The organism is Gabonia massiliensis, from assembly GCF_001403595.1.
GTDB classification, from domain to species: domain Bacteria; phylum Bacteroidota; class Bacteroidia; order Bacteroidales; family Coprobacteraceae; genus Coprobacter; species Coprobacter secundus.
Genome location: NZ_LN877939.1, coordinates 253,104 through 266,714, shown reverse-complemented (window position 1 = coordinate 266,714; position 13,611 = coordinate 253,104). Strand labels below are relative to the sequence as shown.

The 13,611-nt window shown below is 34.0% G+C and carries 13 protein-coding genes; 3 read left to right on the top strand and 10 right to left on the bottom strand.

Annotated features, from left to right (window positions below; translation table 11 throughout):
* Positions 1-47 precede the first annotated feature (47 nt).
* Positions 48-2,255 (top strand): RelA/SpoT family protein, encoded by a 2,208-nt coding sequence (locus BN2628_RS05995; RefSeq protein WP_044230254.1) that lies wholly within the window; start codon positions 48-50, stop codon positions 2,253-2,255.
* 222 nt (positions 2,256-2,477) lie between these two features.
* Here BN2628_RS05995 and BN2628_RS05990 read toward each other — a convergent pair whose 3' ends face one another.
* From BN2628_RS05990 to BN2628_RS05955, 8 genes are all read right to left on the bottom strand, one after another.
* Positions 2,478-3,020, bottom strand: a complete 543-nt coding sequence (locus BN2628_RS05990) for a 2-oxoacid:acceptor oxidoreductase family protein (protein ID WP_044230255.1) — start codon at positions 3,018-3,020, stop codon at positions 2,478-2,480.
* A 20-nt stretch (positions 3,021-3,040) separates the two neighbouring features.
* Positions 3,041-3,802: a thiamine pyrophosphate-dependent enzyme gene (locus BN2628_RS05985; protein WP_021931304.1), complete on the bottom strand. Its 762-nt coding sequence runs from the start codon at positions 3,800-3,802 to the stop codon at positions 3,041-3,043.
* 11 nt (positions 3,803-3,813) lie between these two features.
* Positions 3,814-4,893, bottom strand: coding sequence for a 3-methyl-2-oxobutanoate dehydrogenase subunit VorB (locus BN2628_RS05980; protein WP_021931303.1), 1,080 nt, complete (start codon positions 4,891-4,893; stop codon positions 3,814-3,816).
* Positions 4,894-4,931: 38 nt separating this feature from the next.
* Positions 4,932-5,159, bottom strand: a complete 228-nt coding sequence (locus tag BN2628_RS05975; RefSeq protein ID WP_021931302.1) for a 4Fe-4S dicluster domain-containing protein — start codon at positions 5,157-5,159, stop codon at positions 4,932-4,934.
* A gap of 296 nt (positions 5,160-5,455) precedes the next feature.
* Entirely contained in the window at positions 5,456-6,346 is an 891-nt protein-coding gene (locus BN2628_RS05970; protein ID WP_021931301.1) for a carbon-nitrogen hydrolase, read from the bottom strand.
* Complete coding sequence (locus tag BN2628_RS05965) at positions 6,343-7,392, bottom strand: agmatine deiminase family protein (protein ID WP_021931300.1); 1,050 nt, start codon at positions 7,390-7,392, stop codon at positions 6,343-6,345. Before BN2628_RS05965 ends, BN2628_RS05970 begins: the two co-directional genes overlap by 4 nt.
* Positions 7,389-7,931: a ferredoxin domain-containing protein gene (locus BN2628_RS05960; protein ID WP_021931299.1), complete on the bottom strand. Its 543-nt coding sequence runs from the start codon at positions 7,929-7,931 to the stop codon at positions 7,389-7,391. Before BN2628_RS05960 ends, BN2628_RS05965 begins: the two co-directional genes overlap by 4 nt.
* Positions 7,932-8,332: 401 nt before the next feature.
* Positions 8,333-8,899: a DUF4136 domain-containing protein gene (locus tag BN2628_RS05955; RefSeq protein ID WP_257606412.1), complete on the bottom strand. Its 567-nt coding sequence runs from the start codon at positions 8,897-8,899 to the stop codon at positions 8,333-8,335.
* Positions 8,900-9,181: 282 nt separating this feature from the next.
* Here BN2628_RS05955 and BN2628_RS05950 point away from each other — a divergent pair, with 282 nt between their 5' ends.
* Positions 9,182-9,445, top strand: coding sequence for a hypothetical protein (locus tag BN2628_RS05950; RefSeq protein ID WP_021931297.1), 264 nt, complete (start codon positions 9,182-9,184; stop codon positions 9,443-9,445).
* A 128-nt stretch (positions 9,446-9,573) separates the two neighbouring features.
* Here BN2628_RS05950 and BN2628_RS17225 read toward each other — a convergent pair whose 3' ends face one another.
* On the bottom strand, positions 9,574-9,927 hold the full coding sequence (locus BN2628_RS17225) for a hypothetical protein (RefSeq protein ID WP_021931296.1): 354 nt from the start codon (positions 9,925-9,927) through the stop codon (positions 9,574-9,576).
* 298 nt (positions 9,928-10,225) lie between these two features.
* On the opposite strand from BN2628_RS17225, the gene BN2628_RS05940 reads away from it, so the two are divergent.
* Positions 10,226-10,675 (top strand): hypothetical protein, encoded by a 450-nt coding sequence (locus BN2628_RS05940; protein ID WP_055096516.1) that lies wholly within the window; start codon positions 10,226-10,228, stop codon positions 10,673-10,675.
* A 69-nt stretch (positions 10,676-10,744) separates the two neighbouring features.
* Here the strand turns inward: BN2628_RS05940 and BN2628_RS05935 are convergent, their stop codons facing one another.
* Entirely contained in the window at positions 10,745-13,492 is a 2,748-nt protein-coding gene (locus BN2628_RS05935) for a response regulator (RefSeq protein ID WP_257606411.1), read from the bottom strand.
* Between the last annotated feature and the right edge of the window lie 119 nt (positions 13,493-13,611).

The window sequence follows — 13,611 nt, the reverse complement described above, 5'->3', positions numbered from 1 at the left end:
ATCTAAAAAATATATATTTGAGATGTATTTCGCAAAAATAAGTGATTATGGTAGAAAATACATATTTTACAAAAGCTGAGAAAGAAGAGTTTATCGTTGCATATAGAACATTGATTAGAACCTCTCGGACTTTAGTTGGTGCAACAGATTTTTTACGTATACGTAAGTGGATTGCAGGAGCAATAGAGTCGGGTAATTATTTACGGGATAAATATGGAATAAATATATTATTGAGGAATATCAATACAGCATTGATTTTATCGAAAGAAGTCGGCCTGGAAAGGAGTACATTGATTGCAGTATTGATGTATAATGTAGCTCTCAGTGAATTCTTGTCAATGGCTCAGATAGAGAAGGAGTTTGGTAGTGATATAACAAAAATTATCAAAGGTCTTATCAAAGCCAATAGCTTGTATGCAAAGCAGGCTACGGTAGAGAGTGAAAATTTCAGAAAGTTATTGCTGACATTTGCCGAAGATGTAAGGGTAATTATTATTATGATTGCTGATAGACTTTGTTTGATGAGAATGATTAATCATCATCCCAATCAAAAATTCCGTGAAGACATTGCTTGTGAAGCTTCTTACTTATATGCCCCATTGGCTCATCGATTAGGTCTCTATTCGATAAAATCTGAATTAGAAGATTTGTCTTTGAAATATACCAATCGGGAGATATTTGATCAAATAGCACATAAACTGAAAGAAACTAAACGGGCTCGAGACCAATATATATACAAGTTTATAGAACCCGTGAAAAAAAAGCTTGAAGAAGCCGGACTTAAATTTGAAATAAAAGGACGAACTAAGTCGATATATTCTATTTGGAATAAAATGAAGAAGCAAAAGGCTGATATAGAAGATATATATGACCTGTTTGCTATTCGAGTTGTATTAGATACTCCGGAGAGTCAGGAAAAAGCTGACTGTTGGAAAGTTTATTCTATTGTTACAGATATGTACCAGCCTAATCCAAAACGGTTGAAAGATTGGTTATCTATACCAAAGAGCAATGGATATGAGTCTTTACATATAACCGTATTTGGCCCGCAAAATCGTTGGGTAGAGGTGCAGATACGAAGTCGTAGAATGGATGATATAGCTGAAAGGGGATTGGCGGCACATTGGAAATATAAAGGAATTAAAAGTGAAAATGGACTAGATGATTGGCTGAATAATGTCCGGGATATTTTAGAAAATGCAGAGAGTGGTCCTATGGAACTTATGAAAGAGTTTAAAATGGATCTCTACGATAAGGAGGTATTTGTATTTACACCAAAAGGTGATTTGTATAAATTACCTAAGGGCGCTACAATACTCGATTTTGCTTTTCTTATTCACACTGGATTGGGCAGTAAATGTGTTGGCGCAATTGTTAATGGAAAGAACCAGACCATTCGATATGAATTGAAGAGTGGCGATACAATAGAGATTTTGACATCTCCGGCACAATCTCCTAAACAAGATTGGTTGAATATTGTTTCAACGTCAAAAGCTCGAGTGAAAATAAAGCAAGCTCTAAAGGAATCTCAGTTTAAGGAAGCCGAATTTGGAAAAGAACTCTTGCAACGTCGGTTTAAAAATCGTAAGATAGAAATGGATGAGGCTTTGATGATGAGACTCATCAAAAAGTTAGGTTTTAAAACTGTCACCGATTTTTATTATGCTCTGGCATCTGAGCATTTAGATGTAAACGTTGTATTTGATAGTTATTTAGAGTTGGAACGTAAAGAAAATGAAGAATCGACAGAACAGCGGACGGCCGAAAATTATGTACAGCCATATAGAGAAGAGGATGCAACGAAAGAAGATGTTTTAGTTATAGATCAGAATTTGAAGGGTATTGAGTATAAGTTATCGAAATGTTGTAATCCAATATATGGAGATGAAATTTTTGGATTTGTTTCTACTCAAGGTACTATAAAAATACATCGAGTTGATTGCCCTAATGCAACAGAGATGCGGACACGTTTTGGTTATAGAGTGGTAAAAGCTCGCTGGTCGGGAAAACAAGGTTCCCAATATGTAACTGTATTACGGGTAGTCGGTCATGATGATATAGGGATTGTGACTAATATAACATCGATTATATCGAAAGAGAAAAATATATCGATGAGAAATATATCGATTGATTCGAATGATGGGCTGTTTCAAGGCCATATAGCAGTGATGGTTGATGATATTACTGCTCTTAATTCATTGATTAAAAAACTGAAGACTGTAAAGGGTGTGAAAAACGTAGAGAGAATGCAATAATTAAGAGAAAAAAGGGAATAATACTGTTTCATAAACATCATTTGAATACGGTATTTTTATTAATTCATATTATTGTTATAATTAAGGATTTCTTCTCTGAATATTTGATTCATGTAGTTTTAAGTAGAAGCTATCCTTCAAAAGAACGAACTCTAAAAGCTAAAAAACTTTTAGAGTTCGTTCTTTTGAAGGCATTCCTTTTCTTATGAATAAAGTTTTTTATTAAACTCTCTTTATGATTTCCATACCTTTTTTTATTGCTTGTTCATTCATGGGAATAAGCTTATGATGTCTCTCCGGAAGAGACTTCTTGAGTCCGAGCAATACATTCTCAAGAGTAACCATTGGTCTTATTTTTAATAAACCACCGAGAACAATCATATTAAAGGCCTTGGAATTATTCATCTCAATGGCGGTATTCATTGCGTCTATACTATATATTTCTATATCTTTACGAGTAGGAGCATGGTGGATACCATATCCGTCGTATATAAGTATCCCCCCTGGCTTGACCTTGCTTTCGAATTTGTCGAGAGAAGGTTGATTCAGTATTATTGCTATATCAAATGTGTTTAGTACAGGAGAACTGATTCGTTCATCACTGAGTATAACTGTTACATTAGCTGTGCCGCCACGTTGTTCGGGTCCATAAGATGGCATCCAACTTACTTCTTTATTTTCCATCAACCCCGAATAGGCAAGAATCTTTCCCATCGAAAGTACGCCTTGTCCGCCGAATCCGGCTATGATAATTTCTTCTTTCATACACTTGCTGATTTTACAGATTATTCATTTTTCAGGTCCCCTAACGGATATTTTTCAAACATGTGTTGTTCCATCCATTTGTTGGCCTGGTCTGGAGTCATTTTCCAGCCGGAGTTACAAGTAGATACAATTTCGACCAAAGATGCACCTTTATGGTTCATTGAGTTTTCAAATGCTTGGCGAAGCGCTTTTTTCGCTTTTCTTACAGCAGCAGGAGTGTGTACACTTTGACGAGTCACGTAACAAGCCCCGTCAAGTTGGGCTACTAAGTCAGAAATTTTTAATGGATATCCATTGAGTTCGACATTTCGTCCGTAAGGGCATGTGGAAGTTACCATACCTTCTAAAGTTGTAGGAGCCATTTGACCTCCTGTCATGCCATAAATACCATTATTGATAAAAATTATTACAATATTTTCTCCTCGGTTACAAGCATGAATGGTTTCTGCTGTTCCGATAGCAGCCAAATCTCCATCTCCCTGATATGTAAATACCATTTTCGATGGATTGAGTCTTTTTACAGCTGTAGCAATGGCAGGAGCACGTCCATGGGCTGCTTCGAGCCAGTCTATGTCAATGTAATTATAGGCAAATACGGCACAGCCTACAGGAGCTATGCCTATGGCATTTTCTTCCATCCCCATGTCTTCTATTACTTCTGCTACCAGTTTGTGTACAACACCGTGGCTGCAACCTGGGCAGTAATGCATTGCATTATCATTCATCAGTCTCGGTTTGCCGTAGACCAGATTTTCGGGTTTTATAATTTCGTTTACATCCATAACATTCGACATTACATTAATTTTTCTTTAATTGCAGATAGCACTTCGTCAGGAGTGGGAACAATACCTCCTAAACGTCCGAAATGTTCTACTTTAACTTTCCCGTTTACTGCGAGTCTTACGTCTTCTACCATTTGTCCGGCATTCAGTTCTACAGAAATTATCCCTTTAATTTTATCTGTATATGCGGCAATTGCTTGGCTTGGGAAAGGCCATAAGGTAATGGGGCGGAGTAATCCTATTTTTATGCCTTGTTCTTGAGCCATTTCTATTGTTTTTTGACAAATACGAGCCATAGAACCAAAAGCAACGATTAGATAATCTGCATCTTCACAATTGATTTCTTCGTAGCGGACTTCTTCTTTTTCTATAATCTTATATTTTTTTTGAAAACGGATGTTGTTTTCCTCCATAACCGCAGGGTCAAGCTCAAGTGAAGTTATGACGTTTCTTTTACGATCGGCAGTTTTCCCTAATGCTGCCCATGGGCAATTTTTCCGAATTTCTTCTTCGGTACGACGTTTTTGGAAAGGGGGAAGGACAACTTTCTCCATCATTTGGCCGATAACTCCATCGGCTAAGATAATAGCTGGGTTGTTATATTTGAATGCTAATTCAAATCCTAATCCTACAAAATCGGCCATTTCTTGTACTGATGCAGGAGCTAAAGTAATTAGACGATAGTCCCCATGACCCCCACCTTTTACAGTCTGGAAATAATCAGCTTGGCTTGGCTGTATAGTCCCTAATCCGGGCCCTCCGCGCATTACATTTATTATGAGACAAGGAAGTTCGGCTCCAGCCAAATAAGAGATGCCTTCTTGTTTTAAACTGACACCGGGGCTGGATGACGATGTCATTACAGCCTTGCCACATCCTGCACCACCATATACCATATTAATGGCTGCAATTTCGCTTTCAGCTTGCAATACTACCATTCCGGTGGTTTCCCAGGGTTTCAATTCCATTAATGTCTCCAAAATTTCAGATTGAGGAGTAATAGGATAGCCAAAATAACCATCTGCACCACAACGAATTGCTGCATGGGCTATAGCTTCATTCCCTTTCATTAATCTAACTTCTTCTGCCATATATTTAATTCTTTTTTATTATCTGAAAAGGTTGTTTGTTATAATTTTACTTTGTAAATGGTTATACATCCGTCTGGACATACAAGTCCACAACTGGCGCAACCGATACAATTATCGGGATTTTTCATATACGCATAATGATAACCTTTGTCATTTACTTCCTTTGGTTGTAATGCCAAGACATCTGCAGGGCACGCTACAACGCAAAGTTCACAACCTTTGCAGCGATCGTTGTTAACTACAACAGCACCTTTAATTTTAGCCATAATCAAAATTAGTTTTATCTATCGCAAATTTAGTGCTTTATTTTTAAACTTGATTCTCAAAGAACTAATTAATCATAAAAGGGGTTCTCTCTAGGATGTAACATTTTTGTAAATAGAGAGTTGTGTAGATTTTTTATTATGTAAAATATGTAATAAACAGAGATTTTTTCATATAAAGGTATTGCTAAATATAAGTTATCACTCTGATTACAGTAAAATAATATCTTTATATGGCAAGATTACTATTGTAGCTGGAATAACAAAAATCTATACTATGTAATTATGCAAATTTATGGTTAATCGATAAACCTTTTACTTATATTCTGGTATTCATCGATACGGCGGTCACGTAAAAATGGCCACCATCGGCGGACATTTTCTGAACGTTTCATATCTATATCTATGATTAAATTTATTTCTTCATCGTTTGGGCCTGAAATAAGTATTTCTCCTTGTGGCCCTGCAGCAAAACTATTTCCCCAAAATTGTATTCCATTAGTTTGTTTTGACGGGTCGGGTTCATGTCCTACGCGGTTTACTGATATGACAGGTAACCCATTGGCAACAGCGTGTCCTCGTTGGGAAATAATCCAAGCATTTAGTTGGCGTTGTTGTTCTTCAAGAGTATCGCTACTTTCCCAACCGATAGCTGTAGGATATATCAATATTTCTGCACCTTTAAGCGCCATGAGTCGGGCTGCTTCGGGGTACCATTGGTCCCAACATACTAAAATTCCTAATTTTCCGATAGATGTTTCGATGGGATTAAATCCTAAATCTCCTGGAGTAAAATAAAATTTTTCATAATAAGCCGGGTCATCTGGAATGTGCATTTTCCGATATTTCCCGGCGATAGATCCATCAGAGTCGAAAACTACAGCTGTATTGTGATATAGTCCAGGAGCTCTTTTTTCAAAAAGGGAAGTTACCAAAACCACATTGTTTTCACGTGCTATATTACTGTAGAAATGGGTTGAATCCCCAGGAATAGTTTCTGCCAGATTAAATAATTCAGTATTTTCAGTTTGGCAGAAATAAAGACTATTATGTAATTCTTGCAAAACGACTAATTGCGCTCCTTTTTGTGCACAGTCGCATATGTTGTTTGCGAGCTTCTTTTTATTAGCTTCGATGTCGGCTGTATTGCTTTGTTGTATAAGTCCAGCTTTGATTATTTTATTATTCATTTTTGACAAGGCTTATCGTGTTTAATTACTTTTTCTGGATATTGCATAGTAACACAATGTAAAGAACCGTGCTGCTTTATAAGAGCTTGGCAGTCTATTCCTGTAATTTTATATTCAGGAAAGGCTTCTTGTAATACACTTGCGGCTTTTATATCGTTTTTGGGTTGGTTATAGGTTGGATATAAAATGACATTATTTAGTATGAGGAAATTAGCATAAGTTGCTGGTAATCTTTCACTGTCGAACCAATAGGTATCGGCCATAGGTAGAGGTATCAGTCGGTAAGGATGACCTTCTGGAGTGCGGAAAGACTTTAGTTGTTCTTCCATTTTACAAAGTTCTTTGTAATGTTCATCGTTTTCATCTGTACATTTTACATATAGGATAGTATCATTTGGACACATGCGAGCAAGAGTATCTATGTGGCTGTCTGTATCATCTCCTGCTAAATAGCCATAATCTAACCATAAAATCTGTTGGAGACCGAAACTCTTTTTTAAATAACTTTCTATTTGTTGTTTTCTCCATTCCCCGTTACGGTTTGGAGATAGGAGACATCTTGATGTAGTAAGTAGAGTCCCTTTGCCGTCTGATTCGATAGATCCTCCCTCTAAGACGAAATTTAGACGGTTTTCATAATCAGCTTCAAATACATTTTGTTTATAACATTCGGTTGTAATCAGATTATCATAATTCGAGGCAAATTTAAGTCCCCAACCGTTGAATTTGAAATCCAATAATTTAGGAACACCGTTTTCAATGATGGTGATGGCTCCATGGTCTCGTGCCCAGGTATCGTTTGTTTCGCATTCAATAAAACGTACATTATTCATGTTTACTTTTTGTCCTATTTGACTTTTCACCTCGTCAATGTTGGGAGCAACAATCAGTAGTAATTCTTGTTTCGCTATTTCATAAGCAATCTCGATAAAACATGCTTGTACTTCTTTTAACATATGTGCCCAATCTGTTCCGCTATGGGGCCAAGTTAACTGTATCCCAGATTGTTTTTCCCATTCGGCTGGCAAATATAGTGAAGATTTCATTTCATTACCTCCTCTTTGGGTTTTCTGTCAAAAAATGGGTTTTTAGATGATACACTGAGTGGTATTGCGATTACTTGGTGACAGTCTTCCAATAAACCTAATTGCTGAGCTGACCATCCAGCAGAAAACATGACACGTGTATCAAGGCGTAAATCAGATGCTTTTGCGCATGCTGACCCTATGGCTATACCGACATCTATAGAATTGATAGTGCACGGTACTGTATCGGGCTTTTCTATGCAGGTCGGGAATCCACAATATGCACAATTTAATCCTTGTTTCTGCTTCTTGGTTCCGATTAGAATCATTGCTTCAGCTTGTAAAATATTTTCAGCATCACGAAGCAGGAATTTCATTCCTGTTTCTTTTGACATTACTTTTAGATGTTCAGAGATTTGTTTAATGTCTTCGTCTGTTACGGTAATTATCTCGATTATATCGATTCCTTTTCCTTTAGGTGCTGTACGGGCTGCTACCATTATTTGGTGTGCGGCTTCTAAAACAGATTGGTTGCGGATATCCCTTTCATTGATAATCATAGCTTACTTTCGATTTAAATATCTGGTACAAAGATATGGATAAAAAATGAGAAATAGGAGAGCGATATGTTTATAAGACTAATGGGGCTTCAATAATAGTGAAAGAATATTTTGGTTATAGCAATTATAACGTTGGTCCGGTTAAAATATAGGGTTATCAGATTTTGAATTGTTTGGTAAATTCGTGGTATTTCTTAGTTATGACAACTAGTTTATGAGTGCAATGGTTGAATAATATTTATTATTGGTTGTAGTAGTAAGTTATTGGTCGATAGAATTTAATCTTAAGTAGAGGTTAAAATGTAATAGTAGTTTGAATATAATAATAAAAAGAAATATGGGCAATATATTGTTTTGCCTATATTTCTTTTTATTGGGTCTTAATATTAGGATGTTATGGCTTATTTTTTTGAATAAGCAACTAGTGGTTTTACTGGAAATTTAGAGAATAGTATCTGTACTGCTTGATCTATTTCTGAAACATTACGTAGCGCTCCTTGACCGTTATCTAAAATAGTTGAGACAGAAGAGGAGTATAGGAATTGTTTTTCTTTCATATTGATCATGTCCATAGTCAATACACCTTCTTTATATATGTCAGTAATTAATTTAGCATTGGCGTAATAACTTTGCCAATATAAGGAACGGGGGTAGATGAAATATGGATAAAAACCATTATAGGGATAATATCCAGGTGGCAATGCTGGTTCGGTGTCGATTTTGGTCTGTACTGTAAGACCTATATTTATCAAGAGGTTGGAAGTTGAAGATTCTTGAAAACCGCGCTCTACCATTTGAGTACGGATAGCGTTAGCTATATTGTAGTAATCTACCATTGTCATGAGAGGTGGCAGTTTCCCTTCGTCGGGAGTCACAATACGGAAAGTCTTATAAGCTGACAAATCAGCATTGTTGTATACTTCGCTGTTGATTAGTTGGTAAGCACTACAACCTGATAATAGAATCACATTAAGTAAAAAAATAATTTTTTTCATGTTACATTGTTTTGCAATTAATTATATCAATATATGCATTAAACAATTGATAAGACTTTTTGTTTATATTATGAATAACGATTAAATGGTAAAGTAATATAGAGAATTATATTAAGGATGCACTTAGAATTGGTTTTTAAAGAAAGAATCATGATAAAAAAACATTTATGTAATATTTTTTATAATAAAAATGTTGTATATTTGAAAAAATCATGTAGCCAAATATGTGCATGCGGCATATAAAATTTTGGAACTATGGACAGAGATATAACAGAAGTATTTGAAAATTTTATTAAAGAATACAGGTCTTTAGAGGATTCTAGTGATGCCTTTTTTGAAGCATTAGATGCCGATGAAATTTTGCAAGATGAGTATCGGGAATGGTGTGATGCTATGGGCTATTCTGAAAAAAAAGGTTTTGCAGGCTATTATCATGAGTATATCGAAAGTCAAGATTCTATATGGGACAGTATGTTTCCCAATAAAGAAGAATATAATGATGAGTTTGATAAAGAATAGTTGAATAATGAAATAAGAAAATATTTATTTGTAAAAAGGAGAATATTTGTCACACTTATAGTCTGACGGATATTCTCCTTTTTTATTATTTGAAGTTTAATTACAAGATTTTGTCAGTACAAAGACTTCTATGATTCAGTTATATCATTAATGAGGGAAATTATTGAATCTACTAATTCATTTTTTTGTAGAAAAAATTCTTGAGCTAGAGATATTTTTACGGCAGCGTCATTCAGTAAAAGTTGTATGATATATGATGATTTACCTATTTCGTCAATAGCCGTGTTTAGCCGGTGAACTACCTCTGAATTAGGAAGTCCGTAAAAAGCCGCATTTAATAATCCTCCTATTGTAACGATATTATTTATTAGATTATTGAATAAAATGTTTTCTACCATATTGTTACTGCCATTTTTAGCCAATTCTATTGCTATTCGGGAGAACTCTTTAAGCTGATTTTGTAATTTATTTTTTATTACCATAATTTTTATTGTTTTGGAATGAGTATTGTTTTTACTATATATACAAATCGGTACAAAAAATATACAATAAATAAAATATATTTTATTATGTGTTTTTATGTATGAGTTATTTATTTGATAATTAAGTGTATATATGATGTATAAGAAGTTTATGAGTAAAAATTTGGATATAAAGATATGGCGATTGCACAGATTAGAGCTTTTCAAAATGAAAAAGTGTATGCTAAAATGAAAAATATATATTGATATAATAAGAAATGAGAGAGATGAATTTAAAAAAACNAATGTAAAAAAGACAATGTCTATTGTTTCTAAGGAAAATCTTGTTACTTTGAAAATAACTTCGGATTATTCATTACCTTCTTATTGTTTTTTATCAGAGACGATGGCGATTTTATCTCATTATAAGATAAAAATAGAGTTTGTTGAAGTATCTGCATTTTCCGTATTGATATTAATAGAAAGAAAAGATTGTATCGAACAAATGATAATTGAGCTATCTCGGTTTTCTATGGCAGAATTTTCTACAGGATGGGTTTCATTTCGTTTTACTGATTACTTGTGCCATAAAGAAGGAAAAACAGTTTCACCAGTAGCTTTAGCTTTGGGAGAAAAGATTCCACTGAGAGTAATATCTTTTACAGAAAATAATCAAGTTCTAATTGTTGTCCGAAAAGAAGATAAATTTATGGCAAGAAATGTAATAGAGGAAAATCTTTTGATGCCAGAAAGTCCTTGTGTCAATTGAAAATAAATCATACTTCTCCCCTTTATACCGATTTTAGGTATAAAGGGATACTGAAAGCTATATTTATAATTATATATTAAGTACAGATTTTATCTTCTCTTTTAATAGATTAGCATGAATAGGTTTGGCAAGATAATCATTGAATCCACTTTTTAATATCCGCCGTTCATCTTCGGCAAAAGCGAAAGCAGTTACAGCAATAATAGGAATATTCATAGATAATGTTCTAATATTGGCTGTTGCTTCATATCCATCCATCTCAGGCATTTTGATATCCATTAAAATAAGGTCGGGATGATGCTCTTTAAATAATTCGATAGCTTCTCTACCATTCCAAGCGTGTATTAAAGAGTATTCCTTTTTAAGTATTGATTCGAATAACTTGTAATTGCTGATATTATCTTCGGCAATAAGTAATGTTATTTTATTTTTTGTTGATTTTATTCTTGTGTCTATAATTTCTTTTGTTTTTGACTCTAATGATTTCTTCTGTGCCGGGGTATAAGGTAGAGTAAACCAGAATTTAGACCCTTTGCCTTCGATTGACTCGACTCCAATTTTTCCCCCCAGTTTGTTGACGATAGTTTCGCTGATAGCGAGTCCTAGACCTGTCCCTTGTTCAAAGTTATTCAATTTTATAAAGCGTCCAAAAACATGTTCTATTTTATTAGCAGCAATACCGCATCCTGTGTCTGAGACATAAAAGTATAATGTCTCGGGGTTGAGTAAGCGATATCCGAGTTTTATTTGGCCTTTTTCTGTAAATTTTATAGCATTTGAGATAAAATTATTAATGACTTGGAGCAGCCTGTTTCTTTCAGTATGAATAATACATTCAGATAGACGTTCTACAAAAGAAAAGGATACTCGCGAAGAGTCTATTTTGAGTTGGGTAATCTGTTCTACTTCGTCTAATAAAAGATTGATATCTACGTCATTATAAATAAACTCTAAAGTTCCTGCTTCTATTTTTGCTAAATCGAGAATATCGCTGATGAGTTGTAACAATAAAGCATTATTGTTTTCAATAATATTGACATATTCTCGTTTTTCTTCTTCGGTTTCAGTATTAGCTAGTACTCCGGAGAATCCGACAATAGCATTTAATGGAGTCCGTATTTCATGACTCATATTGGCAAGGAATGCTGATTTTAAACGGTTACTTTCTTCAGCTTGTTCTTTAGCGAGCAAGAGATTTTGCTCTAACTGTTTTCTTTGGGTAATGACGATGGATGAGCCAATGATAGTTTTAGGATTTCCATTTTCATCATATTCAAAAATGGCACCTTGCTTATCTATCCATTCGTATTCTCTATCATTATACCAATGTATTTGATACGTTTCATGGAAATTATTTCGTTTGCCGGATATCAGCTCATCGAAAACTGTTTTTATATGTTCTTTAAAATCTGGATGTATAGAGTTTATGTAAGTTTCTAATTTGCAATAATATTTCCCATTTATTGGTTCAGACTGTTTTTCGTGGTGGTAGATATTATAATTACAAGAGAAGGTCTGGGTTATAATGTCGTAGTCCCACGGAAGTACATGAGATAAACTTAAGACGGAATTTAATATAGAATTTGTTTTTTCAATTTCGTTCTTGGTTTCTATTAGAGACTCCTCCAATGTTTTGTATTTATCGATAGAATTAGATGTTCCTATTAGTCGGAGAGGCATACCATCGTTATTTGTTTTTTCAATGGAAATATGTATTTCTATCCAAGAGTATTCTTTGAGCTTTCTGAAATTGGCCCTGAATATTCGTTGTGCTTGGCTTATTTTTCCATTTGTGAAATCATCAAATACCATTTTTATATTTGGTAAATCATCAGGGTGAATGTAGTTGTAAAATTGAGATAAAGATATTTCTGTATCCCATTTGATTTCATCTTTATATTTTCCAGACAGTTGTTGACGATCTATTATGAAAACTTGTTTGGGAATATCGAAAATCCAAAGAATAAGATTTGTGATATTTAAGGCTAATGCCAGTTTTTGGGTAATAAGTTTTGTCTTTTCTTCTTGTTTTTGTAAGTCAGTAATATCAATACTACTGCATATCAGCCATTTGGACGAATCGTGTGAAAATATATTTTTGGTAACCATAAATGTCCGTTCTATCCCGTCGAGACATAAAAGTGTTTCTATACCTTGATAAGAACGGTTTTCTTCTGCTAATTTTAAATCGAATTTTTGTTTTTCTATAGCGTCTTTTTCATTTAAAAATATTTTTTCGTCATGGCCAATCATTTCATTTGAAGTATATCCATATATATCAGATTTCTTACTCCAAAAAATGAATTTTCCGGTGTTCATATCTTTTATTGAAGTCGGAATAGGTAGGTTTTCGAGTGTCCTACTTAAATAAAGTTGTAATTTTTCAGATTTTAGTTTGTAAATGGTATTTTGAGTAATATCCCTGAGAAAAGTTACAACTTTATTGTCAGGAATGTATGCAGAACATACTTCAAAATATATTATATTTCGATTTGTCTGAAAATGAAATTCGAATCGAAGAGGAATATGTGTGTTTAATGTTGATAGTAGCTTATTTTTATAGTCTTCTGCTATTTCATTGTTTTTTATGACATCTTCAATATTTTGACCGATTAGCTTTTCAGGGGGCTGGGGTAGAATGTTATCATTGGGATTAATGATATCTATGATAGTAAGAGATGAATCATGGATAAAAATTGTATCGGGACAAATAGAAACAATGTCTTTATATATTTTTTGTTTTCTATTTTTTGTTGATTTACTTTTCTCATTCGTTTTTGAGGTATTAAATGAGAATATATCGAAAAGTGTTTTCATATTTGATTTAATGTAATATAAGAACATTTTATCAAAGATAAATCTTTTTTATTATTTATACAAATATAAGTACTTTTTAATGCAATTGTAAATCCATTAAATTATATAAAATCACTTCA